Here is a 26,852-nt window from a genome sequence, read left to right on the forward strand (position 1 = left end):
TCGTTCGGACTTTAGTCCTTCTTTTTCTGCGGGCTAAAGCCCTCACTACGAACAATAATTAAAAGTTGGTTCGATCGTTCGGACTTTAGTCCTTCTTTTTCTGCGGGCTAAAGCCCTCACTACGAACCTTTATTTTTCTGTGTTTTTTTGGTATGAGGGATGGCTCCACACTTACCAATTAGATAAGAAGGGCTGAAGCCCAACAACGTACCTTGGTTTTTTAGAAGTGCTATAATGATGCAATGGCATCGGCACTGATAAGAGTCTCGAATTGTGCTAATAACATTCCATCAGTATTGTTTGCAACTCCAAAAATTTTAGGTAACTGGCCTGTTTCAACTAGAACTTGTCTGACTTCTCGGTTAGATATATCGGCTAAGTTTTTGTTATTGAGAATGGCATTAACGGCCGCAATACCGACACCTTGACCAACTGCTACATTGAATTCTACAATTCTGCCCACAGAACAAGCTAACCCTTCAAATCCAGAACACGGACTGACAACTGCCAGGTTGGGAACATTTTTAATTAATGCGTGGCGGATGCCAATATTGAAGGTAGGCTGTTGGAACATCAGACTTTTAAACCACCCTCGACTCTTTGCTTTCTCGCCAATCCCGGAAATGCCTCCCCGAACATCAAAATGATAGCTAAATGTTGCCAGCGCTTCGGTAGCTGGTACGCCACCACGCAACATTTGTGCGCCTGTTAAAGGTTCTACAACTCCCGTCACGTTTCCGGCGTGTCTGATATACAATTCTGAAGCCGGAGTAACAGATGTAGCCCCCAAACTTTTCAGCCAAGTGGTTACAAATGATATCTCTTTTTGCATATTAGCTGTGGGTTTGCTCCCATTTCTGGCTAAGGCTTCTGCTTCGCTGCTGGTAACTGCAAATAACAGTGCATTCCACGAAAGTCTTTCATCTGGAAGTATGGCGATATTTCCTTCATCTAAAATTATGCCGGTTTCAGGGAAAGATAGCTTTCTGCCTCTAAAAGAGTGGTATGCTACAGATAGCGCAGGCGATCGCACATCTATGTAATCGTTGCCCGCCCACAGAGTTTTGAGATTGCCTCTGGTATCGATCATTTCCAGGCGGAGTTCTTCTGCTAGTTTGGCATCTTTCCCCGCTGCGTACAGCAAAAATTTTTGAGCTTCGGAATCGGCACGGTTTGTAAAGCGTTTTAGATAGATATAATCGAGTTCTTTCAGTCTTCTGACACTGAGTCCTTGGGTTTCAAAACTGAGAGTGACAGGAAGTTCTGAGTTAGGCAAACCAAAGGTTTCAAATCCATTCAGCTTTCGCACACCTGCTGCTTGAGCTAATTCGCCATTGACAGTGGCATCAATAAATTGTTTTGCTACATAAACTGTCCCTTTTGAGGTAATTATGCTAGTAATTTTTTGGCCTTCTTTATTGATTGATTTAATTTCTACTTTGCTGAGGAGTGCGACTCCTGCTTGTACCAGCATTGCTTTCAAAGCTGCCGTGGCTTTGCTGGGTTCAAGGGCGATCGCGCTGACACCTGATTTTTGCAGGAATTCTTTATAGATTGTCGGCGGTGAACCAAAGGGGTCTAAATTTAAAGATTGTTGAAGTTCTTGACTAACTTGACTTCGATCTAAATAAGCGAGGCCGCCTCTGACTAAATGTCCGCCAATTCCTTCTTGCAAGCTACCTTTAGACATCAGCAAAACTCGCGGATAAAGCTTTGTCCGGCGACGGTATTCTCTGGCTGCTGAGATAACGGCTAGAGCTCCAGGAACTTCATCACCAAAGCAGATGATATCGTAAGAACGCAAATCCATGAACATGATTTAATCGCGTCTCCCGATCGCCATTTTGCCGATCTGCATCTCAATTTTTGCCGTCAAACTCTCTGTCTGTTCCAAATAAGGCCGCATCTTTCCTAATTTTTTTGATAATTTTCACACGTTTCGGGATGCAGAAACCGGGTTTGTCCCGAAGATTCTGGGTTGAGGGCGATCGCAATTGGTGGACTAACTAGATTGGCGATCGCCCCCAGCCTGCGTCATTCTGGCACTCTTTCCTCTCAATTAGCTTATATTATCAGGATCTATCCCCAACTCGCGCAATCGTTCAGCTAGTCGATCGGCGCGTTGCGCTGATTCCTTAACCTGTTCTTCAGGAGTCAGATAGCGTTTGCCATCAGCATCGTACCAATACAACCATTCCCTTGTCACCCCAGAATAATTTCCCCTTTCACAACCAATTCCCAAACCTATTTCTGGCATCCAAACATAATTTCCTGGCTGTAACTCGTATTTCCCATTGACTAACTTGTGTACTTCCAAACGAGGTTTACGACGGCGACGCGAAGAATAAATGACGTAATAAAGTACGCCTAAATCTTGATAAATGTCTAATTTTGTGCTGTATTCCTTGCGATAGGTTGCGGAAACAACTTCTAGCACGAACTGTGGTATGACATTCTCATCCCATAGCACGTAACTGGGACGCAATTCTTCATCGTAAAACCGTTGTACACCTAAACTTAAGAAAGCATCTGGCACAATGATGGGTTTGTTGAGGTGATGGTAAATAGCCATATCTATGCCAAAAAACCAGTCCATGCGTTCTGCCCAAAGTATGAGCAATATTGCTTTTAGCAATCCTGGGATTAATTCTTGCAGTTCGTTATCCACTGGTGTTTCATCTGAGTCTGGTAGTTCGTCGGCTGAGGGCCAGTGCCTAGGGAAGTTGTAATTTAACATGGCGGCTTTTCTCAAAACTCATTAATATTATACCGTTTATTTATTTAGATATAATTTTTTATTTAGTTAAGATTTTGACGAACCGCGAAGACGCTAAGGACGCGAAGGAAGAGAAAAAAAGAGAAGAAAGAGAAGACGATCGCTATTTTTGATTTAATTAAGCTGAAATAATTTTTGTAAAATATCAGTCTAGAGTTGCGCGATCGACTATACTCAATCTAACAACTCGGTTCTAATGGGGAGCAGCCATTAGAGGAAACGGGGAAAGTTTGGTGCAAGTCCAACGCTGTCCCGCAACTGTAATGAGGTTTGTAGTAAGGACTTCAGTCCTCAACCTCTTAAGTCAGAATGCCCGCCGATGCGTTAGTTTAGATTGTCTCATCTGCGAGGTTCAGTATGCAGGCCAGAAATCGGAAATTAGTCAGCCTGGGATTGATGGCTGGCTTGAGTTGTTATCTTGTCTTAGGTTCGGCAACGCCCGCCGCAGCTATGCACATTTCGGAAGGTTTTTTGCCGGTGCAATGGGCTGTGTTTTGGTGGATGGTGGCGTTGCCTTTTTTTGTATTGGGTTTGCATGAAATTACTCGCATCACCAAAGAATACCCGGAACTTAAACTGCTGTTAGCTTTAGCAGGTGCGTTTACTTTTGTGCTTTCTGCTTTAAAAATTCCCTCGGTAACGGGGAGTTGTTCTCACCCAACGGGTACTGGTTTGGGTGCAATTTTGTTCGGCCCTTCGGTGATGGCGGTACTCGGCGCTTTAGTGCTGTTGTTTCAAACGTTATTGTTAGCCCACGGCGGACTGACAACGTTGGGGGCGAATATGTTTTCGATGGCGATTGTTGGGCCATTTGCTGCGTATTTTATCTATCGATTGCTGTTGCAAACTGGTAAACAAAGGTTGGCAATTTTTTGTGCGGCTGCTTTGGCAGATTTGCTGACTTATGTGGTGACTTCGATGCAGTTGGCGTTAGCTTTTCCGGCTGCGAGTGGCGGTTTTATGGCTTCGTTTCTCAAGTTTGTGAGCATTTTTGCGATGACTCAAGTACCGCTAGCAATTAGCGAGGGATTGCTGACTGTATTGGTTTGGAATTGGCTGCATTCTTACGGGAAACCAGAGTTAGAAATTCTGAAATTATTGAAACAGGAGTCATAAAGTCGTGAATCAAAAACCTACAAAAAATCAGCAAGCTAGTTCGCAACAAAATTGGATGTTAGTAATTGGAGTTGTCGCCCTTGCGGTGATTCCCCTAGTTTTTGTGCGGGGTGAATACGGCGGATCGGATGACCAAGCTAAGAAAGCAATTACGGAAATTCAACCGAGTTATAAGCCTTGGTTCAATCATTTGTTTGAGCCTGCTAGCAGCGAAATTGCCAGTCTATTGTTTGCGTCTCAAGCAGCGGTGGGGGCGGGGGTAGTTGGCTATGCGATCGGGCTTTATAAAGGCCGATCGCAATCTCAGCAATCTGATGATAAATCGCCGCTGGAATGAATGATGAATAAACGGCGAATAGAATTCGCTTCTACACACACGAAGTCCGCCTGCGCGGACTGGAAGACTTTGGAATGAACCATCAGATTGATAGTCTCGCTTATACAAATCGCTTGCGTGGGTTGCCGCCAACTCACAAGCTATCCTTTGCGATCGCCCTATTAATCCTGTCTCTAGTTTCCCATGCAGCGGTGCAGTTGTCGATCGGGCTTTGGTTGACAATCTGGATCGTCGTCTATGCGGGAATTCCGGCGAAACTCTATCTGCGCTTGCTGTTGCTACCGCTGATGTTTTTGCTGGCGAGTGTGCCTGCGTTGGCGGTGGGTGCGGTTGCGGGCGATCGAATCTCGGCAATTCAATGGGATATTTGGCAAGGTTGGGGCATTCACACCGGCAGTTTTTATCTGTATGTGAGCCGTACTGGAATATACCAAGTGAGCTTGCTATTTGCCCGCGCCTTCGCATCGACAAGCTGTATGTACTTCATCCTGTTGACAGTCCCGTTTACCGAAATCTTGCAAATTCTCCGAAAATTAAGGTGTCCAGAGTTAGTCACAGAACTGCTATTACTAATGTATCGCTTTATTTTTAGCTTATTGGCGATCGCAGATGAAATTTGGATAGCCCAAAACTCGCGCGGCGGCTATCGCACTTGGAAACTAGGAATGCGTAGTTTAGGTATTTTAATCGGACAATTGCTTCAGCGGACTTTGGTAAACTACCGTCAAGTTTCCTTGAGTTTAGCATCGCGCGGCTTTAATGGAGAATTGCGCGTTTGGCATTCTTCCCCTTACAAACCTTCGCGAAGATATACATTTGAAGCGCTGTTTGGATGCACGATTTTAACTTTGTTAAGTGTGGTATTTCAAAGTTGAAACAAAATTAAGAGACGGCAGTGCCAAAGGCGTGTCAAATTAAGCCTAAAGCCTTTATAAATCTCGTTTTTACCCCAGTCTAGATCCCCCTAAATCCCCATGATAGTCGGGGGACTTTGAGAAAACTCTTGTCCCCCCCTTATTAAGAAGGGGGGCTAGGGGGGATCTAGACTTTGATGCAAACAAGAGAGACAGAAGGGCTTTCTGCCATAAATATGACTTTTATGAACACAATTAATGAATTAAATGAATTGACTCCACAAGAAACCTGTTGAATAATTGTAGTCAACAGTTATCTCGTGAAAATCCTATGATAAGTAAACGAATCCTCAAAAAAATAGCTTTTGTCTTACTAGCATCATTAAGCCTATTCTTAGTCACAGTAACTCATGCAGCGGCCCAACAGCTACCATTCTACTGGGACAACATCAATGTTGCGATCGACGTTCAGACCAACGGAGATATGTTAGTTACTGAAACGCAAAAATATGTATTCACAGCAGCATACAACAATGAACGGTATCGCTACATTCCGTTAGATAAAGTCGATGCAATTAAAGATGTCACCGTTGCCGAAAATAATCAAATAATTCCGAGTAGCACTGGAACAGAAAACAATCAACTTTGGATTCGCTGGCAACATGAATTAAAACCGCCAGACTCACATACTTTTGTCATCAAATATCGCGTGGTAGGTGGATTGCAGCTAGATGGTGGAAATACTCAAGTTTATTGGAAAGCGATTGCAGCGGGTCGAAAAGCGCCAGTTAATACTGGAAAAGTTACGGTGAAATTACCCGAAGCTTTGTCAGGGAAAGTTCTCTCGTTTACAAATTTTGGTACGGCCGCAGTTCGTCGTCAAGTAGATCCTAAAACATTTGAATTTGTGGCAAGTCAGGCTATTCAGCCGGAACAGGAATTAGAAGTGCAGATTGCATTTCCGCAGGCAATTTTGAATGTACCTCAAGCTGGTTGGCAACAAAATGGTAAGTCATCTCAATCTACTCCGGGACAAAGCTCTTTTACAAAACCCAGACTTCCTTCTCCAGTGCTTTGGATATTTGGAATAATCATTACTATATTCATGATTAATGGCGGTAGCGGTAGCGATGGCAGTGGCGGTAGTATCGGTGGTGGTAGTTGGGGTGGTGGTGGTGGTTGGGGTGGTGATGGCGGTGGTGGTGGGGATGGCGGTGGCGGTGGTGATGGCGGTGGTGGTGGTGATGGCGGTTAATATCAACGCCCCTGGACGCATCACAATCAAAGAAACCGGGTTTTACTTAATCTGTTGGCTATACCGAAGTATTGTCGCAAAAAACCCGGTTTCTGAACACTCGTTGATATATTGATATCACCCAAATTCAGGAGACGGCAGTGCCGTTTACCTACAAATAATTGGGTAGGGAAACGGCATTGCCGTGTCCAAATTTGCTAGATTTTGAGATAAACCGATCGCACTCTCTACAAAATCATATTCCAAATATGACTTTTATGAACATAACTCATGACTTTAATGAATTGACTTAAACAGAAATATATTGAATACTGATTGTAGTTAAGAACTTTTCAGTACATTTCCACTTAAAGCAGGTTAAAACTATGACTAAATCACCTTGGCTTCGCAAGCTTTTACCCTTAGCAGCATCTTTCGCAACCACGATCGCACTAGCAGGCACTTTTGCCCCACCAACTCCCGCACAAACCAATCCCCCACCGACCCAGCCCCAGCAAGTGGAACCAGCGCCGGAAGAAGGGTTTAGCATCCCGATTTGGATCTATCCCGTAGGCGCAATGTTCCTGGTTTTCATCTTTATTCCCAAAATTGGTTGGACTTTGGGCTTAATTGCGATCGGCGAACGAGAAGTAGGCATTGTTACCAAGAAATTCTCCAGTAAAAACTTGCCATCCAGTAGATTAATTGCCCTTGATGGTGAAGGTGGTTTGCAAGCAGATACTCTTCCTCCCGGCTGGCATTTTGGTTATTTTCCCTGGCAATATAGCGTTCGCAGAGAGCCAGTTGTAGTAGTTCCTCAAGATGAAATTGGGTTAATTATTGCTAATGATGGAGCGACTATTCCTTCCGATCGCATTTTAGGCAAAGTCGTCGATTGTGACAACTTCCAAAATGCCCGCAAATTCCTCACCGATGGCGGCGAGAAAGGACGGCAGCTAGCCATTATCACCACTGGTACTTATCGGATTAATACGGCTGTATTTGAGGTAATTACTTCAGCCAATGCCGCTGCAAAAGGTATGCAGCCATCGGAACTTCACCTATACAAACTTGCTCCCGATCGCGTGGGAATTGCCAACGTGCTCGACGGAGTTCCGATTGATGAAGGTGAAATCGCTGGGCCGATTATTCCCGGTCACGACAACTTCCAAAAAGCGCAATCTTTCATCAAAGGTGGCGGACGCAGGGGCTTGCAAGAACAGGTAATTTTATCCGGTTCTTGGAACCTGAACCCTTGGTTTGTGCAGGTTGAAGAGGTGAAAATGACCGAAGTGCCGATCGGCTATGTCGGCGTAGTCATTTCCTATGTAGGGGAATCGCACAAAGATGTCAGTGGTGTAGCTTTTACCCACGGAAATCTCGTCAAAAAAGGTGATAAAGGTGTGTGGATTGAACCGCTGTATCCCGGCAAACATCCGATCAATACAAAGGTGATGAAAGTCGAACTTGTTCCCACCACCGATGTTGTTTTAAACTTCACATCGCGGTTCAGTGGAGAACACGGCTATGACTCGAAACTAAGCGCTTTGAAATTACTTTCTTTTGACGGATTTACCTTTGAGTTGGAAATTTTTCAAATCATTCATATCGGTACTTTGGATGCACCGAGAGTCATTTCGCGGCAAGGTTCCATGCAAAATCTCATCGACCAAGTGTTGCGTCCAATTGTCGGCAATTACTTTCGGAATTCGGCTCAAGAATATACAATTCTCGACTTTTTGATCGCACGCAGCGAACGCCAAGCAGAGGCCGCCGAACACGTCCGTCAAGCCTTACGTGCCTATGACGTGCAGGCTGTGGACACGCTGATCGGTTTGATTTCGCCGCCAGCGGAGTTGATGCAAACATTGACCGATCGCAAAATTGCCCAGGAACAGGAAAAAACCTACGAAGTACAGCGGATTTCAGAGTCTCAGCGTCAAGAATTGGTGCGCGCAACTGCGATCGCCAATATTCAAAATCAGGTGGTGGCGGCGGAACAAGGGGTGAAAATTGCTCAATTGAGTGCAACTGCTGCGATCGAACACGCAAGTGGTGAAGCAGAAGGGATTCGGTTGATGGGACAAGCAAAAGCCGATGCTTATCAAGTTGGTGTCAACGCTCTTGGTACGCAGAGTTATACGCTACTGCAATTGATGCAAGCTGTCTCGGATGGTAGCGTTCGCGTTGTTCCCGATGTCACAGTCAATGGTAACGGTGGTAGTGGGGGTTTGTTGGACGGTTTGATGGCAATGTTGCTGCGGAATGAAACCAGTAAAAATGGTGAAAATCCAGCACATTCACCTGTAATTAATGTCAAGAAATCTAAGTCTGTTGTTGTGGAAGATGTGCCAGAATCACCAGTAGCAAAAGTGCGATCGGTGGAGTCGGTGGAGTCTATGAATTCGGTGAAGTCGCAGGAGTCTCCTAATGATTCACCATTTCCTCAGTATGAGCCTGTTGTGAAGTCTGATATTGATGCGCTATTTGATGAATTGTCTGAGGATGTTTGAGTAAGTTTGTTCAGTTTGTAGAGAGGATTTTTGTCCTCTCTGAAGGCTTTTTGTCTAAAACTTTACTGTTCAGGGAATTAGAGGTGCAAAAATATGAAGTTTATGGTTCAATACGGTTTACTTAACGCTTTTGATGAATTTCATCTGACGATTTTTGGATTATAAAGAGGTGAAGTAGATATTAAGAAGATTTTACCGCAGAGAACACAGAGAACACAGAGAGGGGAGGGATAAAAGGTTTTTTTACGACATCCAAAACCCTCGCAATACTCTTCCCTCTGCGCCAAAAGCGCCCCAATACGGTTCAAAACTCTTCTCTTGATGGAGTGGATTGTATTTCAATACGGTTTACTTAATGCTTTTGATGAATTTCATCTGACGATTTTCTGGCAATATAGCCATTTTGGGCAAGTCAGATTTTTCTTAAGTCAACTGTATTGGGCCCAGAAATTGGTTTTTTTTGATCGAAGAAGCAACAGGAACAGAACAAGGACGAACCCGCACAGTAAAAAGCTGTATTGGTGAACTAAGAATTACTGAAAAACAGGCCGAAAAATTAGAGTTCAAGAAATCTACTCGATTATCTCCATTATTTGAAAAAAGCTGTCTCCGTCAAATAGCTAATCTTTCCTACGAAAAAGCTGCCCTGTGAAATGGAAGCTCAAACAGGAGTAAAGATAGGACATACTTGTTTACACCGATTGGTAGAAAAACAAGAATCGTCAGAACCTCGTGCCAAAATCTATGTGAAAGAAACAAGCATAGATGGAGGGAAAGTCCGTCTCAGAGGGAAGTTGGGCGAAGGGTCTCATTGGCAAGATTATAAAGCCGTGCGGTTACATGAAAGTTATTATGGGGCTTTTTATCAAGAGAATGAAGAGTTAATTAACTATATAAACCATCAGCCATTAGCCGATATATTAACTTGTTTGGGTGATGGGCATGATGGAATATGGAATATTATAAGCCAGTTAAATCCTGGTAAAAACCGACGAGAAATATTAGATTGGTATCATTTAATATAAAATTTATATAAAGTGGGAGGATCGTTGAAATCTCTAGCCAAAGCCAAGGAATTTTTGTGGCAAGGTCAGGTCGAATCCACCCTAAATTTATTTAAAAATTGTCGCAAAAAAACCGCTAAAAACTTTTGTAAGTATCTAGAAAAGCATCGTTCTAGAATTGTTAACTATGACCAATTATCATCAGACAAGATTTGTTCCATTGGCTCGGGCGCGGTGGAATCGACTGTCAAACAAATAGATAGAAAGTTGAAAATCTCCGGAACTCAATGGTTGCAAAAAAATGTCATAACAAGATGCTAAAACTTCGTTGTGCTGGACGACACGACCTCTTGGCTATTTGAGGCTTTTGCAAAACCGGGATGCTCCAGTACGGTTAACTTAAGATGGCTAGTCAATGGTACGTAGTTGCGCTTGAGCGCTCTTTCTTATATATCAAGCAATACAGTTAACTGAAAACTGGTAGTCAATGGTACGTAGTTGCGCTTGAGCGCTCTTTCTTATATATAAAGCAATACGGTTCGCTCATATACTGCTACTCGTGAAACTTCTATGAAAAATAGATACAGTTTGCTTCGTTCCTCTCGAAGGACAATCTTAAGTAAACCTTATTGATATATAAAGAGCGCCCAAGCGCAAATACGTACCTAATAACGAACACCTATAAGAAGGACTGAAGTCCTCACTACAAACCAAAAATCATTTACTTACTCAACGATTTTTTGCTGCTTGAAAAGTTCCTTAAACTTGCGCTGCTGCTGATTGTGATCTACAATTGGATCGGGATAATGAAGCAGCCGACGTTCTATAGGCGAAATATTTCCAGTTAGCAAAAGCTTAGTATCCACTCGGCGCAATTCTGGAACCCAGTGGCGAATATATTCCCCTTCCGGGTCAAATTTTTGAGCTTGACTGGCGGGATTGAATATTCGCAAAGGTTTCGGATCCATGCCACTCGATGCACTCCACTGCCAGCCGCCATTGTTAGCAGAAAGGTCGCCATCAATCAATTTTTGCATGAAGTATTTTTCGCCCCACTGCCAGTTAATAATTAAATCTTTCGTGAGGAAACTAGCAACTATCATCCGACATCGATTGTGCATCCAACCTGTTTGATTTAACTGCCGCATTGCCGCATCAATAATTGGATAGCCAGTTTTGCCCCTGCACCAAGCTTGAAACAGCTTTTCATTGTTATCCCAGGGAAAGTCTTTGAATGCTTTACGGTAGGGCCCATCTGCTAATTCAGGGAAGTTGTACATGGCGTGTTGGTAAAATTCCCGCCACGCTATTTCCTGTTGCCAAGTGCGGATACTTGTGCAGGATTCTTCGCTGTGACAACTGTCCATTACTGTCTGGATAGCTTGCCAAACAGTGCGGATGCCTATTGCACCAAATTTGAGGGCGGCGCTGAGTTGGGATGTGCCGCTAACTGCGGGGAAATTGCGCTGTTCTTGATATTCGTAAATTGCGTTTTCGCAAAATTCTTCTAATTTTTTGTGTGCGGTCTCTTCTCCGGGTTCTATTACTAATGGATTTTCCCAAATAAATCCCAAACTCAAGGCCGTTGGCAGGGTTTTTGTTACACCTGTTTGGTTGGCTATTTCTTGTTCTTCTGCGGTTAATCCGGTCATTAATTCCGGATAATTTATCGGTAGTGTCTCTACAGGTTGGGCTTTTGGTTGGCTGTTCCATTTTTTCCAAAATGGTGTATAAACTGTGTAGCAATTCCCTGTACCAGTCCGGATTTCGTCGGGGGCGTGCAGAACTTGATCCCAGAAGTTTTTAACTTGTATTCCTGCTTGTTGGAGGGCGTTTGATACTGATATATCGCGCTCATTTGCATAGGGTTCTACATCTCTGTTCCAAAATACTGCTTTAGCATTGAGTGCCGCGGCTAATTTCGGTATTCCCATACGCGGGTCATCTTGAATTATTAGTAATTGGCTGCCTGATTCGCTGTAACGTGAGGAGAGTTTTTCCAAGCAACCTATCATGTAGGTAACTCTGGCGGGCGCTATGTCATCGCGATCGAGTATATTGCGATCGAGACAAAAAATCCCGACTACTTTCGGACTTTGCTGGCGCGCTGCTGCTAGTCCAATGTTGTCAGAAATACGCAAGTCGCGACGGTGCCAAAATAAAATTAAATCAGACATTAGATTTTAGATTTTAGATTTTAGATTTTAGATTTTAGATTTTAGATTGACTCCCACGGATCGAGCCGGGGATTGTTAGAATGCAGAGCTTTTTATAGTCTCCATCCCGCTCGTTCCCCCGGTTAAAGATGCGAATCAATGAATCCGGGGGCTGGTTGCCAGAAAGAATTGGTTGAAAGCCGGAACCCCGATCGGGAGAAATTCAAATCAGACTATTTATTAGTCCAATCCTCTTCCTTCCTTTGTCAAGTGCTGTCAACTGTCAACTGTCAACTGTCAACTGTCAACTGAACAACTTTGCTTTAAGTCAAAAAAGGACGGGCTAAGAAAAAGCTAGAAATAGATTTCGCATCAATTGGTTCCCCGGCTAAGATGGCTTTTTCTAATTCTTCTGGAGTGAACAAAACTGTCTCCATGTCTTCATCATCGTCTTGTTCTGGCGGCTGTTCTAGTTTGACCAAATCTTGTGCTAAAAAAGCATAAATGATTTCGTCAGAATAACCGGGTGCTAGCATGAATTTGCCTAATTCCCGCCATTTTCCGGCGCGATATCCGGTTTCTTCTTCGATTTCCCGTTTGATAGTTTCGGCGGGGTTTTCATTGATTTCGACTGTACCTGCGGGAAATTCTAAAATCCGCCCTTTGGCGGCGAAACGGTATTGTCGCACCAAGACGAGTTTACCTTCGGGGGTAACGGGAACTGCTAGTGCTCCGCCTGGGTGGCGAATACATTCCCAATCGCCTTCGGAACCGTTGGGAAGGCGGAGGCTGGCTACATCAAAGTTGAATTTGCGCCCTTGGTAAAATAGGCGCTGTTTGAGCAGTTGGGGTAGTTCTTGACCGATCGACATAAGTGAGAAGCGAATAATGTTTGATTGCACCGATTTAAGACATGATATCGTTTCCGGTGGCATCGGAATAATAATTTGGATGCTGTCAGTGCGAGCGTCCGGCTCGCTACCCAAATCGCGAGCGGGAGGCTCGCACTACATAATTCCGATGCCAACGGATTTGACATCATAGGCGATCGCCGCCCTGAATTTTGCTCATTTTCTACACTTTCATTTTTTGGACTCCGGAACAGTCTGCTGTTTTGAGGATTTGGTCGATCGCACTTTTGGTCACAGGATGCACCCAATCCGGCGCAATTTCTACCAAAGGTACTAATACAAAAGCTCTTTGGGTCATCCGGGGATGAGGTAAAGTCAGTGTCGGAGTTTCTAGGATTAAATCATCATAAAGCAGCAAATCCAGGTCGAGGGTTCTCGGCCCCCATTTTTCGCGGCGAATCCGATTAAATTTTATTTCAACTTCTAATAAAGTTGCTAGCAATTGTTGTGGTTGTAGCGTAACTTCTAGGATGGCACAGGCGTTAATGTAATCGGGTTGCGGTGGCCCGACGGGGGCGGTTTGATACCAGCTAGAATGGGATTTTACGGCGATTCCTGGGGTGTTGTTGAGAGTTGCGATCGCACTTTTGAGCGTGGCTAGGGAGTCGCCTAGGTTGCTACCAAGGGCGATCGCACATTTTGTTGATTTCATTGGGAATTGGTTATTAGTTATTGGTTGTTGGTTATTGGTTATTGGTTATTGGTTATTGTTAGTTACTTTCTGAGTAACGCGGGGTAGACCTTATTATTTTAATCTCAGCTTAATTCAGTGTTAATTATTATTGATTATCATTGACAAATGTCAGTATTTAGTTGAAAGATTAATGAATTTGCACCGTCGCCTCTTGTCTGCCGTCATTCTAGTAACTATCAATTTAACAACAAGTGTATCGATCGGTTTAGCAGAAACTAAGGAAAGGTATCTTACCCTAAATTCGGACGATAGTCAATCTTTTGCGGGTTTAGTGCAGCAGGCGGAAGATTTAGTCAAAGAGTCGATCGCCCAGGAATTCCAAAATAATCCGGGATTGACAGGAATTACGGTGATAGTTACAGCCGATCGCGGGCGACAGTTAGTTCCGGTTTTGCGATCGAGAGTATCCCGCAGCCAGTGGCAGAAAGATTCGAGAATCGAACAGTGGACTAGGTATTTTGCCGATGCTCAATATTTGTTGGGATTCAAAGATAGCTATATTTCGTCGGGAAATTCCGGGCGATCGCAAACTATTAACGTGCCAGCGCCCAGCCGGCCCGCATCCCGACAAAACGATCCGGCTTTTCGAGATGATTGATGTCCTGTCCGGTTAATTACCATAATAAAAACGGTTCGTAGTGCGGACTTAAGTCCGCTCCATCTGGCGGACTTAAGTCCGCACTACGAACAAATATTTAACATATGCTTAACCAAAAGATTCCCCTACTTTAATTAACCTTAAGGTTAACTTCCCTTAATTTAACAGTGATAACTTTTTAGGTAAATCATGATTAGGGATGTTGGGTTGAACAGGAATTTATGTCTAAAATAACTCGCCGACAACTGTTAATTTTCTTCGGTAGCAGTGCAGCTACGACTGTGCTTGCGCCTCAACTCACTGAAAAACTATTCGGCATCAATTCCACCTCGGCCGAAGCTGCTTTAAGTCCGCTATCTTTCACTCCGTTAAGACTACCTCATCCACTCCCAGTTTATAAAGAATTGTCGAGTTTCATGCCTACTGCATTGAACGGACAGGGTACGGTAATGGCGGCCTCGCAAAATACTAGATTAACCAGCTACAACGTAGTTGACGATGTGGTTGTACCGCCGGAATACGAACGGTATGTGATTCTGCGCTGGGGCGATCGAGTTTTCCCCGATCCATCCGACTATTTCGGCTACAACAACGACTATACGGGCTTTGTAGGCATTCGCGGCAGCAATGACGACGGCTATCTCTGGGTTAACCACGAGTACGTATCCTTTCCGATGTCGAAAATCGCGCCCGAAGCCCCGGCGGATTTGGCATCATTTCCAGCAACCGATCGCGCTGTCCTCGGTTTAGACTTATCCGTAAAAAATCGGGCTACCCTCGGCGAATTCCTGTACAATCTCGGTGGATCGATCGTCCGCATTACCAAACAGTCTAACGGCAGATTTTTGGCGATCGCGCGCGATCCACTCAACCGACGCATTCACGGACTTTCCGGCCTCGGAATCAACAGTCAGCGTGCGGACAAATACAAAGATGTCACCTCCTGGGGAACCAGACGAGGCGACGACAAATATCTCACAGGTACGGGCCCCGCAGCCACCCAAGTCTTCGCCCAAGTCAACAGCGACGGGCTGGGAAACCGGATTATCGGTACAGCCTACAACTGTTCCGGCGGCACAACCCCTTGGGGCACCATCCTCTCCGCCGAAGAAAACTTCCAAGGTAGCGAACTATTCTTCGTCGGAGTTCAGGAAAACGTCAAACCCAATGGCGGCCAAACCAGCTACGCCAAGGGCACGACGGGCGAAGAATTCGGCTTAGTCGGCGAAAAATACGGCTGGATGGTAGAAGTCGATCCCCAAGATCCGAATTTCCGCCCCCGCAAACACACCGCTTTAGGCCGTTTCCGCCACGAAAACGTTGCGATTCGCGCCGAAGCAGGCCGCAAGTTAGTAGTGTACATGGGAGACGATCGGCGCGGCGGACACACCTGGAAATTTGTTAGCAACGGTACTGTCACCAATCCCGCAGATAAAAGCAACAGCCGCTTGTTTGAAGATGGCACTTTATACGTCGCCCAATACAACCGTAACGGTGCGGGAAGATGGTTGCCACTAGCATTAAATAGCCCGACGAATCCGATACGTCCTAGTAAACTTGGCGAAGCGGAATTAGCAAGTTTTGGCAAAGCTCAAAGAGATGCTAATACTCGCTTACCCAAACGCGCCGGAATTGCAGGTCAAACTGAAGATGGTGGTTCATTTGTAGCGGATATAACTAATGAAGCAACAACACTTGCTGGCTACAGAAATAAAAGTCTGGCTAATTTCTATACCAGCCAAGGTGCGATTTTAGTTGATGCCTTTTTAGCTGCTAATTTAATTGGTGGCACTCCGACGGCGCGACCGGAAGATTTGGAAATTAATCCTACTACTAAGGAAGTTTTCATTGCTTATACTGACGCCGCACCGGGTAGCGACGGTTATCCAGATTCTCGCATTTTTACTGTTGCTAAATACACTGCCGCGCTCAATAGCACCCAGCAGTCTGGAGGAATTTACAAAATTATTGAAGATAGTTCGGACGGTGCGGGTTTGACTTTCCGCTGGCAGCGTTTTGCTCAAGGTGGAGAAGCAGGTTCAGTCTCTGGGGCGGGATTTGCTAGTGTAGACAATTTGGATTTTGACACTCAAGGCAATATTTGGGGTGTCACTGATATGTCTACTAGCACGCACAACGGTTTTGATGTCGGTGCTGCGGCAAAACAAGCGACGATCGACCACAAGAAGACTGGCAATATATCAGAGTTTACTGGTGTTTTCGGCAACAATTGGCTGTTTTACATTCCGACTTCCGGGCCGAATGCAGGAACTGTAATTCCGTTTGCTTACGGGCCGAATCGATGCGAAATCACTGGGCCGACTTTTATCGGAGATACTCTAGTAGTTGCGGTGCAGCATCCTGGGGAAGATTGTCCGATCGATGATGGTACTGTACTCAGCCGCCAAATTGAAATGTTGGATTTGAGCGGTGCGGTTTTCAATCAAACTCGGACTGTTGCTCGCGGCAGTTTGTGGCCGAGCAATATTGAGAATGACAGGCGCCGATCGCCGATGCCGTCGGTGGTTGGAATTCGTCGTTTGCGATCGACCCCAACGGGCCAGTTTGTTTAAATAGGAATTGCGCGTGAAGGCGGGCACGGGGGCACCGCCCCTACAGAAATCGGGTTTTTTGCCTTGATATGTCGTCGCAGTCGGCAGATTTGGTAAAAACCCGGTTTTTTTGTCGATAAGACTAAAGTATGACTGAAGTCCTCAGCACAAACTGATTATTTTAATACTGAAGTCCCTTCACGCTATTTCTTTGCTAAGTTTCTCCTGCACCCACAAATTTAAAAGCGTTTCTGGAGAAACACCTTGACGTTTAGCGATGGAACGAATTTGCTCTGATAAAGTTACTTCAACACGATAATATGTTATCTCCGATTGAAGATTTACTGAAAACTCAGCAGCATCAGTTTCCTCCCAATAATCTGCCAGATCGCGAGCGTCCCAAAACTCACCTATTTGCTGATAAGACTCAGCTTCTGAGATAGCACTTTTACGTTTTTCGGTATTTTCTTCGTTCAGCATTTGTCATGTCCCGTGCAGATAAAATTAATGCTTGCCTATCTTCTTTATAAACAAAGAAAACAATCAAGTAGCGTCCGGCATCAGTTTGTCCCAAAGCAGCGTAAACATTTTCACCCTGACGATGCCCTTTTTCGACAAAGCGGAAAACTGCAAAGTTCTCAAAGACTTCTCTAACTTCTTGTGGGCTAACAGAATGTTTTCGAGCTAGTTTTTCAACGATATCCTCTAGCCAGATAAAGCCCGTGATTTCCACTTGATTTATATGTCCTTATCACTGCTGACTCCTAGTGTAGCATAGAATGCAAGCAATGGTTGTATCAATTACATAGAAGCGATCGCATATTGCCTCAACACAGGCGGAATCGTGTAGCTACTTTCTTGTTGTTCTATCAAGCAGCGCCGCGATAGAGATTGCAGGGCATTTACCAAATCTGACAGCGGGATTGTATTATTTTCGAGCAATTTTGCGCGATCGATCGGCTGATTTTCTTTCGCCACCAAGGAGATTACTTGTTTTTCTAGTTCGGATAGGCGATCGAACTGCTGCTGTAAAACATCTTTCAAATCTTCTGGCAACAATATGGTATCATTTGGTAATAACTCTGTCACGCCTCCTCCCAATTCTTGAATCAGAGTCGCCACGCTTTTTAACCATAGGGGGTTGCCTTGGTAGCGGTGAATGAGTGATTCACTGTTGTCGATTTCTGCTAACCCATAATCTCTCAGTATTTCCCCTGCGGCTGCGATGTCTAAACCTTTTAGCTGTAAGGTACGAATGGGAGTATTGTGGTTTTTAACTTGAGTCACTTCTCTCGGCTGTTCCCAACCGATTAGCAGAAAGCAACTTTGATGAGATAATTTTTCTATCTGTTTGAATAAAGAGCGATATGATTCGGATTCTGGTTTGTATTTCCCTGCCAATTCGCCGCTACAGAAAAGGTTTTGAACGTCATCTAAGACTATTAAACAGCGATGGTTTTGTAAATATTTAATTAGAGGTAAGCGTTTCGGGTTACTTGCAGGAGAATCTAGCTTTTCTGAGTGGGAGAAAAACTCGATTAGTTGATGTTCAAATTCATCTGGGGTGTGGGATGCGTCGATGTTGCACCAAATGACGCACTCAAATTCGTCTTTTATTTGCTGTACGAGTTGGACTGCTAGGGATGTTTTGCCGATTCCGCTGATGCCAATGAGGGTGATGAGGCGGCTGCGTTGTTGTAGAATCCAGGTGGTGAGGGTGTGGAGTGAGGAAGTGCGATCGAAGAAATTGCCCAACTCCGGCATCTCGCTTAAATCTTGATGTGAGGTTTGAGGTTGTTTTGAGTTAGCTGTTTCGTCATTATGTGAGTTTGATATATCTGGCGGCTGTCTAGCTTCTCCATAAGAATTAACGCAACAACTTATTTGTATGCAGTCTTGTTGTAGTGCAAAATTTTTTGAAAATAGGGAGAGTTGGAATCTCTCCATTGCCGATCGCAAATTTGATTTACTAACATCTTCTCCCAACTCTTCTGAAAGCAATTGCCATAATTCTGAAGCCACATTCCTAACACGACTTTCAGAACAGTCAAAGTCTTTGGCTACGTGTTTGTATGTCTCGTGTCGTAGAGTTCCTTTCAGTACCGCCTCTTGTAAATCATCAAGGTGTTGACCCGTTTTCTCGAAGACTATGCGATCGGCAGAGTTTAACATTTCTTTGAGATTCATTTGATGAAAAGGATGGGATTTTTTTGTGTAGCATAGCACAGTTTTAGACATCAATACTCCGGACAGTTTTTTGAACGATTCTATAAGGCTTTCAGAGCTTGCAGTTCAAGGCTTGACCCTTTTATTCAAAGTTAGCTTTATCCCTAACTTTGAATAAAAAGAACCCACCCACGGCGGGATATAGGTTTGAGCCTCAAAACTTGCTCAAATTCTGTCCGGAGTATTGAGACATTGTAGTATATCTTTAGATATTTTAGTACATAACTAGATTTAAAGAAACTAAAAGCAGCAGAAAGTTATCAGCAAAATAGGACATTTTGAAACTAGGCAAATCTGGAATTTATTAACCATCATTGGAGAAGTATCAAGGGGTATTCGATTATTTACTAAATCTACGGATGTCTGAGGATAAGTGCGCTTGCTTTAAACAGGCTTACAAGAGTATCCAATAAGAGCCGTTTGAGGAATAATAAATCAGGATCGGACCCGATTAAGTAGTTTCAAAATGTTTCGGGATTAGAACTATGAGTAAAAAAAGTAGCTCAGGTGGCTTTAGCGGATGGGGTAAGGTTGGGTTAGTTGCTTTATTGGTCGTTGGTGGATTTCTGGCAAGAAACCAGTTCAATAGTGGCAATACTACAACAGTGAATGGGAACAGCAATAATACTAATGTTCAAGGAGGTATCCACAACAACAATAACAACACTACAGTCTATGGAAGCGCAGATAGTCTTCTTGTTATTCCGTCATCATCTCCGACAATTACTTCTTCTCCTAAACCAGCGAGTTCAACTAAACCAACATCTGAATATGCTCTACAGGTTGTGGAACCCCCAATCCTTCTTAAACCCATACAGCAAGGAAATTTTATTAATGTAGTTGGAGTAGCACCAGGACAAGAGTATAAACTTGACTTTGTTGTCAACTACAAATCTCGAACTCTTACAAAGTTTTACGCTAATATCCTACCGGATGCAAAAGATGCTGAACAGCATAATAAAGCTCATCTTGACAACATATCTGTAACTGGTAAAGCGCTTCAAGGTGACGGTACAATGCGATTTTCTTTAAGGGGTAAAGCACCACTAAAGCGGGGAGAGTACGAGAGAGCAGTAACACTTGGTTTAATGGATTATCAAAATTGGATGAAGCAGCCGCCCTTTGTCACGTATGGCTATCCTTTCGTTTTATCTGTGAGATAGGTAGCTAACAAGTGTGGCTTAGGTTGATGCAATGAAATCCAACATCTTTTTTTACTCACAATCCGATCCATTTTTCCCATGAGAATGCGATGATGGGACGAATAGCTATGTTGGGAGTCAATGGCTGCGACAATGCTCTTTGTCAAAAAAAACGAGCGATCGCCCTTACTATTTTTTCAACCAGGTGCGATCGCCCTTTCTTTTTTTTCAACCAGGTGCGATCGCCCTTTGTTGTTTCTGATGACCGATCGCCTAAAATGAAAGAGCGATCGCTCGTCAATCTGTAATCTACCGTCACACAGCCGGCCGCACAACACGAATTAGTTTACCTTCCAAAGATTCTTCTGCTGTAATAGCCGTGTGGATTCGGTTAGCCAGCGCGAACCAATTGCGATCGTTCGTACAGGCGATAATGCCAGCATGAAGGGGCTATATGCGGTGCAACCGAAAGAAATCTTTACGGTTTTCAGTAATAACAGCACGTTTTTCACTACTGGCAAAAGCTAAAACATTTTCGTCAGGAATTTTCTGATTCGCTTTGGATGCTTCTTGAACAGTCAAAACATCGTGTCCTAAAGTTCGCAGTAATTCTACAACAGGATAGGGGTATTGCTCATCCGCATAGAGACGGGCCATCTGCTACAAATCCTCGTACATCACTTCATCATTTTCCCGAATTTCTGTTTCGATTTCATCGGAAAAAGCTTCAGCATAAACCCAAGCGTTGGCAATATCAGTAGCAGATAGCGATGGATAGCTTGTCAGTAAATCGGCTTCGCTATAGCCAATCCGACGAGCTTCTACAAGTCCCCAAACAGTGATGCGAGTTCCAGCAATGCAGGCACTGCCGCCACAAACACCAGGGGTTTTTTCAATACCGCGCCAAGGAGTGATTTTCCCTTGGGATAGGAGTTGAACCACTTGAGCTTTTTCGTCGTCAGAGAGTGCCAGCAATTGAGGCTCTAATTCTTTCAGCGTCATGGCAAACAATAGAATTGCGGTAACATTCTATCTTATCAAACTACTTTTGGAAATGTCGTATTAAAAAAGTGCGATCGCCCGAGAGTCAAGCGATCGGCTGTATTATTGAACAGGCTGTATTGACTGGAAAACCTGTTTTCGCACAAAAATAACCGCAGAATTTCAATAAGTTTTATGTACCTACTTTGGAATCAAGGCTAAGCTGGATGTAATAAGACTCTACAGCTTGTATGAAAAAAATGCTTTATTCACTTTTGCCTAAATCTCAACTCAACATTCGGGTTTTAAAACATTTAGCAGCCGCTGTTTCTGCGTCTTTAGCCCTCAGTGCAATTATGACTTTGAAACCCTCACCAGTAACGGCTGCTGGCGATATCCCCCTAACACAAACCTCGACTCAGCTAGCAGCAAAACCTGATTCTAGGTTGCAGCTAGGGCAGTTGCGTACCACTGTTCCAGTACAGACAATGCAGCTTGATGGAGGTGGATTTATCCCGATCGCGATCGGCGGTATGATAGTTATTCTAGTGCTACCGCTATTTTTTGGCGGATTAGTCGTAATTGGCGATCGCGAAGTCGGCATTGTCAGCAAAAAGTTTAGCTTCGGTGGCAAATCTTTACCCCCAGGCGATTTAATTGCCTTAAACGGAGAAGCTGGATATCAAGCCGATACATTACCCCCCGGTTGGCATTGGGGTTATTGGCCTTTGCAGTACAACGTTCGCAAAGAATCTCTGACGATAGTTCCCCAAGGCGAAATTGGTTTAGTTATCGCAGCAGGCGGCGAGTCAAATCCACCGCAGCGCATTCTCGGCAAAATCACAGAATGCGACAATTTTCAAGATGCTCGCAAATTCCTCAAAGGCGGCGGCGAAAAGGGCAGGCAACTCGGCATTTTGACAGGTGGCAGCTATCGAATTAACACGGCATTATTTACCGTAATTACAGCAGCAAATTCTCCCAAACACGGGATGACAGCCGAACAGTTAAAACTGTACACGATTGCCCCGGATAAAGTAGGAATTGTCACCACTTATGACGGCGTTCCGATTCAAGATGGCGAAATTGCCGGCCCGATCGTTCCGAATCATGACAACTTCCAAAACTCGCAAAAATTTATCACTGCTGGCGGGCGGCGCGGTTTGCAGGAACAGGTTTTGCTTTCCGGTTCGTGGAACTTAAATCCTTGGTTTGTCGGGGTTGACCAAGTGCCGATGACCGAAATCCCGATCGGCTATGTGGGCGCGGTGATTTCCTATGTGGGTCAAACCTCAGAAGATGTCAGCGGCGCTGCTTTCACTCACGGGAATTTGGTAAATGTCGGGAATAAAGGGGTGTGGGTAACTCCGCTTTATCCGGGCAAACATCCGCTGAACACTCGCATTTTGAAAGTAGAATTAGTGCCGACTACCAATATTGTTTTGAATTGGTCGAGCAAAATAGAAAGACACAGTTACGATTCTCAACTTTCATCTTTAACAGTACGTTCTAGAGATGGTTTTGCCTTCGATTTAGAAGTAGCTCAAATCATTCACGTCGGCGCTTTAGATGCTCCGAAAGTCATCTCTCGCGTCGGTTCGATGCAGAACTTAGTTGACCACGTTTTGCAGCCGACAATCGGCAATTATTTCCGCAATTCGGCTCAATCTTATTCTGTGTTAGATTTTCTCTCCGCCCGGAGCGATCGCCAAGCAGAAGCAGCGGAATATATCAAAGCAGCTTTGCGAACCTACGACGTGCAAGCAATTGATACTTTGATCGGGGATATTCTGCCGCCCGCAGAGTTGATGCAAACTCAAACCGATCGCAAAATTGCTGAGGAACAATGCAAGACGTATGAGGTGCAGCAAATAGCACAAACTCAGCGCCAACAATTGGTGCGGGAAACTGCTTTAGCCGAGATTCAGCAAGAGATGGTGAAATCGGAACAAGGCGTCATGATTTCCGAGTTAAAAGCGAATTCTCAGGTGAAACAAGCTCAAGGCGAAGCTGAGTCGATTCGGGTGAAAGGAAATGCTCAAGCTGAAGCTTATCGCGCGGGTGTTGTAGCTTTGGGCGGTTCCGGTTATACGGCTTTGCAGTTAATGCAAATTATCGGCGATAGTCATGTGCGAGTTGTCCCAGATGTTGCGGTTAGCGGAAACGGTAGCGGCGGGGGTTTGGTTGACGGTTTGCTGGGAATGATGATGTGGAATCAAACGGGCAAAAATGGGGGAAATGGCGGGGAATTACCTGTAGTTAAGTTGGAGAAATCGGAACCAGCAGCTAAGTTACCGATAGCCAAGGTAAATGCTGGTAAGTCCCCGGAATCTCGCCCTAATTCGTCGCCGGTTGCGAATTCGGATAGTGATATTGATTCGCTGTTTGATGAATTGCCGTTTGACAATTCATAAAGGTACGTAGTTGCGCTGTCTTCGCCGGCCGGCGCCCAAGCGCAACTACATACCTATTGCCGCGAATTCTTGGATGTTGGATGCGGCGCCCAAGCGCAACTACATACCTATTGCCGCGAATTCTTGGATGCTGCATTTAGGGGAAAGAAAGCAGCAGGCGAAACATAGAAAAATTCAGCAAGTTTTTGGATGTGTTCCGTTGTAAGTTGGCGCTTTTCCCGGAGGATATCAGAGACAATAGACTCGGTTTTAAAAATAGCAACTAAGTCTTTTTGTCTGAGTTCAAATTCTTCTATTAAAGCCTTTAACAGTTCTACTCCGTAAATGTCAGGTATGGGTTCTAAAGTTTGCTCGTACTCATAAACAAGCAATCCCAATAGGTTGAGGTAATCGCGTTCGTCAGGAGTCAGTTCGCCTTTGTCTAACAGAGAGTCAATGGTTTATTGAGTTGCGATTAATTCTGACTCCGCAGTTATGGATCGCGGCGGAAATGTTTTGAGTAGTTCGATATATGCAATAGAATTTTTCATAAGATTATTTTTTTAAATTAAAATCACATTTAATTTGTATCGTATTGCGTACATGACATTATACCTGATAATTCTCAGACTAGGCTTTATTTTTCTAGTACGAAGCGTACATTCTATACTGAATTTACTTTTTTTTGAGTTTGTATAGCATCCGAACTTTGTTGGTGTAAATGCGAATTCTATGCGCCGGGAATCTCTGCGATCGCGCAAATCGCAGTACAATCGATCGCAATATTGCATATGAGGAATCCCCATGTCAGAACAGTTTTCCACTGAAATTAGCGATCGCATCTGCACTCACATGAACGACGATCACGCTAGCGCCATAGTTTTGTACGCTCAAGCCTACGGCGGCCAACCCGAGGCGACATCAGCTCAAATGCTCGCTATCGATGCTAACGGCATGGATTTAACCGCTCAAGTCAACGGCGAAACAGTACCTGTGAGAGTAAAGTTCGATCGCACTTTAGCAGATGCCGAAGATGCTCACCACACTCTGATCGATATGGTAAAACAAGCCAGAAAAGCTGCTAAGTAGCCAAATTTTCCGTATTCTGTTATAATTTCAAGATTCGTTCGTAGTACGGACTTTAGTTTGTTTAAATTATTGAAAAAGACTAAAGTCCAGGCTGCAAACATTGAGTTTAATATAATTTAAAAACTCGTTCGTAGTACGGACTTTAGTCCGTTCAAATTAGAAAAGTCACTAAAATCATTACTACAAATCTTGACTTTGGTGAAATCCTTAATAAGGACTAAAGTCCTTACTACAAACAATATATTTAATCGAGTTAAGTTGACATCTAACATATCAAATAAAATGACAAAAAACAACCCTCAATCCAAAGAATTTGATGCGGTCAAAGGCAGTAAAAATAACCCCTTCGAGGCACTGGTAAAGCGACTAGATTTGATGATTCGCGCCCGCTACTCGCTGCTGTACATTGTCGGCGCCGAAGAGGAACCTGTCGAGGCAGTAATTGCCCAAGTAGCGCTGCAAGTAACACCCGCGCGCCGAGTATTGTTCTGGGATATTGTGCGGGGCTGGGAGGATAACGGTTCCGGGAAAGGTTCGGTAATGGCGGCCCTCGATCGCATCGGCAAGACCGCTGTCGAAGAATATACTCTATTTGTACTCCGAGATTTGCACCCTATTTTGAAATATCCCTACAGCAGTACAAGTGCTCCTGTAATCCGGGAATTGCGTAATTTAACCAGGGAATTGAAGCGCAGCAAAAAAACCATCGTCCTCACTTCTCACGCGCTAGAATTGCCGGAGGAATTGAAAGAAGAAGTAACAGTAATTGATTTCCCCTTACCCAACATCCAAGAAATCAATCATTTAATTTCCCACGTGGTGGAAAAGCCGGAACAGTTGCAAGTTAGTGGCTTAGTAAAAGAACAATTAGTTAAAGCTTGTCAAGGTTTGAGCCGCGCTCGCATCGGGCGGGTTTTAGCTAAAGCTTTGGCAGCCAAACAGCAAATCAACGAGTCAGATATTGACGGAGTTTTGGAAGAGAAACAGCAAGCAATTCGCCAAACCGGAATTTTGGAGTTTTGCAACTCCCGAGAATCCTTGAAAAGTGTCGGCGGATTGGAAAATTTGAAGCAGTGGGTAAAGATGCGGCAAGATGCTTTTACTGATGAAGCGCGCCGCTACGGTATACCCAATCCTAAGGGCGTTTTGTTAGTAGGAATTCAAGGAACGGGCAAATCTTTATCGGCGAAAACTATTGCTTGTGAATGGCGTTTGCCGCTGCTGCGCTTGGATACTGGCAGATTGTTCGGTGGCATTGTTGGGGAAAGCGAAAGTCGCGTTCGACAAATGATACAATTGGCAGAGGCGATCGCACCTTGCGTCTTGTGGATCGATGAAATAGATAAAGCCTTCGGCAACATCATCAGCGGCGGCGACGGAGATTCGGGAACTTCGCGCCGGGTATTCGGCAGTTTGATCACTTGGATGCAGGAAAAAACTAGCCCGGTGTTTATCGTCGCTACAGCCAATAACGTGCGGATTTTGCCCGCAGAGTTGCTGAGAAAGGGCCGGTTTGATGAGATTTTCTTTTTGAATTTGCCCTCGGAATCGGAAAGGCAAGATATTTTTAAAGTGCATTTGCAGCGTTTGCGCCCCACTAGATTCCGCGACTTTGATTTGGCAATTTTGGCAAAGTCTTCTGAGAATTTTAGCGGTGCGGAAATTGAGCAAGTGGTAATTGATGGATTGTACCGGGCTTTTGGCACTTTTGTGAACGGGCAGCGCCGGGATTTGATGACGGAGGATGTTTTGAGGTCGATCGAGGATACAGTACCACTAGCTGCGATCGCGCGATCGCAAATCGAAGACTTAAAACAGTGGGCAGCCCAAGCCGGGGCGAGAACAGCTTCTAACGATACTCGATTGATTGATGAATTGAAGCGCTACAGCAGGCCGCTGGGTGAAGATGCGATCGATAATTAACTTAATTTCGGTTCGTAGTAAGGACTTTAGTCCTTCATTCAGAGGACTGAAGTCCGAACGATCAAACCTGTTCGTAGTAAGGACTTTAGTCCTTCATTCAGAGGACTGAAGTCCGAACGATCAAACCTGCTGGGAGAAGATGCGATCGATAATTAACTTAATTTCGGTTCGTAGTAAGGACTTTAGTCCTTCATTCAGAGGACTGAAGTCCGAACGATCAAACCTTTTCGTAGTAAGGACTTTAGTCCTTCATTCAGAGGACTGAAGTCCGAACGATCAAACCTGCTGGGAGAAGATGCGATCGATAATTAACTTAATTTCGGTTCGTAGTAAGGACTTTAGTCCTTCATTCA

25 protein-coding genes and 1 riboswitch are annotated in these 26,852 nt (G+C 44.4%); of the genes, 14 read left to right on the forward strand and 11 right to left on the reverse strand.

Translation table 11 applies throughout. The annotated features are described in order from the left end of the window. Nucleotides 1-229: 229 nt before the first annotated feature. Nucleotides 230-1,810 carry an FAD-dependent oxidoreductase gene (locus tag QZ938_RS19600; protein ID WP_293347604.1) on the reverse strand — a complete coding sequence of 527 codons (1,581 nt, stop codon included), beginning with the start codon at nt 1,808-1,810 and terminating at the stop codon, nt 230-232. A 249-nt stretch (nt 1,811-2,059) separates the two neighbouring features. Continuing rightward, on the reverse strand, nt 2,060-2,737 hold the full coding sequence (locus QZ938_RS19605; protein ID WP_293347607.1) for a Uma2 family endonuclease: 678 nt from the start codon (nt 2,735-2,737) through the stop codon (nt 2,060-2,062). Between the two features lie 210 nt (nt 2,738-2,947). After that, a riboswitch (cobalamin riboswitch) is annotated at nt 2,948-3,112 on the forward strand. A 21-nt stretch (nt 3,113-3,133) separates the two neighbouring features. Here QZ938_RS19605 and QZ938_RS19610 point away from each other — a divergent pair. From QZ938_RS19610 to QZ938_RS19640, 7 genes are all read left to right on the forward strand, one after another. Further along, entirely contained in the window at nt 3,134-3,892 is a 759-nt protein-coding gene (locus tag QZ938_RS19610; RefSeq protein WP_293329641.1) for an energy-coupling factor ABC transporter permease, read from the forward strand. 4 nt (nt 3,893-3,896) lie between these two features. After that, nucleotides 3,897-4,229, forward strand: a complete 333-nt coding sequence (locus tag QZ938_RS19615; protein WP_293152731.1) for an energy-coupling factor ABC transporter substrate-binding protein — start codon at nt 3,897-3,899, stop codon at nt 4,227-4,229. A gap of 74 nt (nt 4,230-4,303) precedes the next feature. Further along, entirely contained in the window at nt 4,304-5,104 is an 801-nt protein-coding gene (gene cbiQ, locus QZ938_RS19620) for a cobalt ECF transporter T component CbiQ (RefSeq protein WP_293347610.1), read from the forward strand. Between the two features lie 310 nt (nt 5,105-5,414). After that, entirely contained in the window at nt 5,415-6,338 is a 924-nt protein-coding gene (locus tag QZ938_RS19625) for a DUF2207 domain-containing protein (RefSeq protein WP_293347613.1), read from the forward strand. A gap of 365 nt (nt 6,339-6,703) precedes the next feature. Continuing rightward, nucleotides 6,704-8,830, forward strand: a complete 2,127-nt coding sequence (locus tag QZ938_RS19630; RefSeq protein WP_293347616.1) for an SPFH domain-containing protein — start codon at nt 6,704-6,706, stop codon at nt 8,828-8,830. 460 nt (nt 8,831-9,290) lie between these two features. Then, nucleotides 9,291-9,482 carry a hypothetical protein gene (locus QZ938_RS19635; RefSeq protein ID WP_293347619.1) on the forward strand — a complete coding sequence of 64 codons (192 nt, stop codon included), beginning with the start codon at nt 9,291-9,293 and terminating at the stop codon, nt 9,480-9,482. 1 nt (nt 9,483) lies between these two features. Further along, nucleotides 9,484-9,855 carry a hypothetical protein gene (locus tag QZ938_RS19640; RefSeq protein WP_293347622.1) on the forward strand — a complete coding sequence of 124 codons (372 nt, stop codon included), beginning with the start codon at nt 9,484-9,486 and terminating at the stop codon, nt 9,853-9,855. A 704-nt stretch (nt 9,856-10,559) separates the two neighbouring features. Here the strand turns inward: QZ938_RS19640 and QZ938_RS19645 are convergent. From QZ938_RS19645 to folK, 3 genes are all read right to left on the reverse strand, one after another. Beyond that, nucleotides 10,560-12,011, reverse strand: coding sequence for an FAD-binding domain-containing protein (locus tag QZ938_RS19645; protein ID WP_293347625.1), 1,452 nt, complete (start codon nt 12,009-12,011; stop codon nt 10,560-10,562). 302 nt (nt 12,012-12,313) lie between these two features. After that, nucleotides 12,314-12,862 (reverse strand): NUDIX hydrolase, encoded by a 549-nt coding sequence (locus QZ938_RS19650; RefSeq protein WP_293152783.1) that lies wholly within the window; start codon nt 12,860-12,862, stop codon nt 12,314-12,316. Between the two features lie 202 nt (nt 12,863-13,064). Next, nucleotides 13,065-13,553 (reverse strand): 2-amino-4-hydroxy-6-hydroxymethyldihydropteridine diphosphokinase, encoded by a 489-nt coding sequence (gene folK, locus QZ938_RS19655; protein ID WP_293347628.1) that lies wholly within the window; start codon nt 13,551-13,553, stop codon nt 13,065-13,067. 172 nt (nt 13,554-13,725) lie between these two features. On the opposite strand from folK, the gene QZ938_RS19660 reads away from it, so the two are divergent. Next, nucleotides 13,726-14,193, forward strand: a complete 468-nt coding sequence (locus tag QZ938_RS19660; protein WP_293347631.1) for a hypothetical protein — start codon at nt 13,726-13,728, stop codon at nt 14,191-14,193. Between the two features lie 221 nt (nt 14,194-14,414). Beyond that, complete coding sequence (locus tag QZ938_RS19665; RefSeq protein ID WP_293347634.1) at nt 14,415-16,766, forward strand: PhoX family phosphatase; 2,352 nt, start codon at nt 14,415-14,417, stop codon at nt 16,764-16,766. Between the two features lie 177 nt (nt 16,767-16,943). Here the strand turns inward: QZ938_RS19665 and QZ938_RS19670 are convergent, their stop codons facing one another. The 3 genes from QZ938_RS19670 to QZ938_RS19680 all read right to left on the reverse strand — a co-directional run bounded on the left by QZ938_RS19670 (nt 16,944) and on the right by QZ938_RS19680 (nt 18,932). Then, nucleotides 16,944-17,225 carry a CopG family antitoxin gene (locus QZ938_RS19670; RefSeq protein WP_293152763.1) on the reverse strand — a complete coding sequence of 94 codons (282 nt, stop codon included), beginning with the start codon at nt 17,223-17,225 and terminating at the stop codon, nt 16,944-16,946. Further along, entirely contained in the window at nt 17,194-17,478 is a 285-nt protein-coding gene (locus tag QZ938_RS19675; RefSeq protein ID WP_293152766.1) for a BrnT family toxin, read from the reverse strand. Before QZ938_RS19675 ends, QZ938_RS19670 begins: the two co-directional genes overlap by 32 nt. Nucleotides 17,479-17,546: 68 nt before the next feature. Beyond that, nucleotides 17,547-18,932 carry an NB-ARC domain-containing protein gene (locus tag QZ938_RS19680; RefSeq protein ID WP_293347658.1) on the reverse strand — a complete coding sequence of 462 codons (1,386 nt, stop codon included), beginning with the start codon at nt 18,930-18,932 and terminating at the stop codon, nt 17,547-17,549. A gap of 524 nt (nt 18,933-19,456) precedes the next feature. On the opposite strand from QZ938_RS19680, the gene QZ938_RS19685 reads away from it, so the two are divergent. Both QZ938_RS19685 and QZ938_RS19690 read left to right on the forward strand, forming a co-directional pair. Then, complete coding sequence (locus QZ938_RS19685; protein WP_293329669.1) at nt 19,457-20,134, forward strand: hypothetical protein; 678 nt, start codon at nt 19,457-19,459, stop codon at nt 20,132-20,134. An 89-nt stretch (nt 20,135-20,223) separates the two neighbouring features. Further along, nucleotides 20,224-20,421, forward strand: coding sequence for a hypothetical protein (locus QZ938_RS19690; RefSeq protein WP_293347637.1), 198 nt, complete (start codon nt 20,224-20,226; stop codon nt 20,419-20,421). Nucleotides 20,422-20,563: 142 nt separating this feature from the next. On the opposite strand, the gene QZ938_RS33105 is transcribed toward QZ938_RS19690, so the two are convergent. Further along, a complete protein-coding gene (locus tag QZ938_RS33105) occupies nt 20,564-20,770 on the reverse strand; it encodes a DUF5615 family PIN-like protein (protein ID WP_363318768.1) in 207 nt (68 codons plus the stop codon). A gap of 3 nt (nt 20,771-20,773) precedes the next feature. After that, the gene (locus tag QZ938_RS19700; RefSeq protein ID WP_293157288.1) at nt 20,774-21,115 is read right to left on the reverse strand and encodes a DUF433 domain-containing protein; all 342 of its coding nucleotides are present in this window, start codon (nt 21,113-21,115) and stop codon (nt 20,774-20,776) included. Between the two features lie 239 nt (nt 21,116-21,354). Here QZ938_RS19700 and QZ938_RS19705 point away from each other — a divergent pair, with 239 nt between their 5' ends. After that, nucleotides 21,355-23,508, forward strand: coding sequence for an SPFH domain-containing protein (locus QZ938_RS19705; RefSeq protein ID WP_293347640.1), 2,154 nt, complete (start codon nt 21,355-21,357; stop codon nt 23,506-23,508). A gap of 107 nt (nt 23,509-23,615) precedes the next feature. Here the strand turns inward: QZ938_RS19705 and QZ938_RS19710 are convergent, their stop codons facing one another. After that, entirely contained in the window at nt 23,616-23,879 is a 264-nt protein-coding gene (locus QZ938_RS19710; protein WP_293157294.1) for a transcriptional regulator, read from the reverse strand. A gap of 412 nt (nt 23,880-24,291) precedes the next feature. Here QZ938_RS19710 and QZ938_RS19715 point away from each other — a divergent pair, with 412 nt between their 5' ends. Beyond that, on the forward strand, nt 24,292-24,576 hold the full coding sequence (locus QZ938_RS19715; protein WP_293157297.1) for a DUF2470 domain-containing protein: 285 nt from the start codon (nt 24,292-24,294) through the stop codon (nt 24,574-24,576). 282 nt (nt 24,577-24,858) lie between these two features. Beyond that, the gene (locus tag QZ938_RS19720) at nt 24,859-26,499 is read left to right on the forward strand and encodes an AAA family ATPase (RefSeq protein ID WP_293157300.1); all 1,641 of its coding nucleotides are present in this window, start codon (nt 24,859-24,861) and stop codon (nt 26,497-26,499) included. Nucleotides 26,500-26,852 lie beyond the last annotated feature (353 nt).

It is taken from the genome of Microcoleus sp. CAWBG27, from assembly GCF_020883145.1.
GTDB lineage: Bacteria > Cyanobacteriota > Cyanobacteriia > Cyanobacteriales > Microcoleaceae > Microcoleus.

What these genes read in the sequence shown, in the direction of transcription:
- QZ938_RS19605 (WP_293347607.1), bottom strand. Translation starts at nt 2,737, where the DNA reads ATGTTAAATTACAACTTCCCTAGGCACTGGCCCTCAGCCGACGAACTA.
- QZ938_RS19625 (WP_293347613.1), top strand. Translation starts at nt 5,415, where the DNA reads ATGATAAGTAAACGAATCCTCAAAAAAATAGCTTTTGTCTTACTAGCA.
- QZ938_RS19705 (WP_293347640.1), top strand. Translation starts at nt 21,355, where the DNA reads ATGCTTTATTCACTTTTGCCTAAATCTCAACTCAACATTCGGGTTTTA.
- QZ938_RS19610 (WP_293329641.1), top strand. Translation starts at nt 3,134, where the DNA reads ATGCAGGCCAGAAATCGGAAATTAGTCAGCCTGGGATTGATGGCTGGC.
- QZ938_RS19715 (WP_293157297.1), top strand. Translation starts at nt 24,292, where the DNA reads ATGTCAGAACAGTTTTCCACTGAAATTAGCGATCGCATCTGCACTCAC.
- QZ938_RS19600 (WP_293347604.1), bottom strand. Translation starts at nt 1,810, where the DNA reads ATGGATTTGCGTTCTTACGATATCATCTGCTTTGGTGATGAAGTTCCT.
- QZ938_RS19665 (WP_293347634.1), top strand. Translation starts at nt 14,415, where the DNA reads ATGTCTAAAATAACTCGCCGACAACTGTTAATTTTCTTCGGTAGCAGT.
- folK (WP_293347628.1), bottom strand. Translation starts at nt 13,553, where the DNA reads ATGAAATCAACAAAATGTGCGATCGCCCTTGGTAGCAACCTAGGCGAC.
- cbiQ (WP_293347610.1), top strand. Translation starts at nt 4,304, where the DNA reads ATGAACCATCAGATTGATAGTCTCGCTTATACAAATCGCTTGCGTGGG.
- QZ938_RS19720 (WP_293157300.1), top strand. Translation starts at nt 24,859, where the DNA reads ATGACAAAAAACAACCCTCAATCCAAAGAATTTGATGCGGTCAAAGGC.
- QZ938_RS19690 (WP_293347637.1), top strand. Translation starts at nt 20,224, where the DNA reads ATGATGGGACGAATAGCTATGTTGGGAGTCAATGGCTGCGACAATGCT.
- QZ938_RS19660 (WP_293347631.1), top strand. Translation starts at nt 13,726, where the DNA reads ATGAATTTGCACCGTCGCCTCTTGTCTGCCGTCATTCTAGTAACTATC.
- QZ938_RS19640 (WP_293347622.1), top strand. Translation starts at nt 9,484, where the DNA reads ATGGAAGCTCAAACAGGAGTAAAGATAGGACATACTTGTTTACACCGA.
- QZ938_RS19645 (WP_293347625.1), bottom strand. Translation starts at nt 12,011, where the DNA reads ATGTCTGATTTAATTTTATTTTGGCACCGTCGCGACTTGCGTATTTCT.
- QZ938_RS33105 (WP_363318768.1), bottom strand. Translation starts at nt 20,770, where the DNA reads ATGGCCCGTCTCTATGCGGATGAGCAATACCCCTATCCTGTTGTAGAA.
- QZ938_RS19685 (WP_293329669.1), top strand. Translation starts at nt 19,457, where the DNA reads ATGAGTAAAAAAAGTAGCTCAGGTGGCTTTAGCGGATGGGGTAAGGTT.
- QZ938_RS19680 (WP_293347658.1), bottom strand. Translation starts at nt 18,932, where the DNA reads ATGAATCTCAAAGAAATGTTAAACTCTGCCGATCGCATAGTCTTCGAG.
- QZ938_RS19700 (WP_293157288.1), bottom strand. Translation starts at nt 21,115, where the DNA reads ATGACGCTGAAAGAATTAGAGCCTCAATTGCTGGCACTCTCTGACGAC.
- QZ938_RS19630 (WP_293347616.1), top strand. Translation starts at nt 6,704, where the DNA reads ATGACTAAATCACCTTGGCTTCGCAAGCTTTTACCCTTAGCAGCATCT.
- QZ938_RS19650 (WP_293152783.1), bottom strand. Translation starts at nt 12,862, where the DNA reads ATGTCGATCGGTCAAGAACTACCCCAACTGCTCAAACAGCGCCTATTT.
- QZ938_RS19670 (WP_293152763.1), bottom strand. Translation starts at nt 17,225, where the DNA reads ATGCTGAACGAAGAAAATACCGAAAAACGTAAAAGTGCTATCTCAGAA.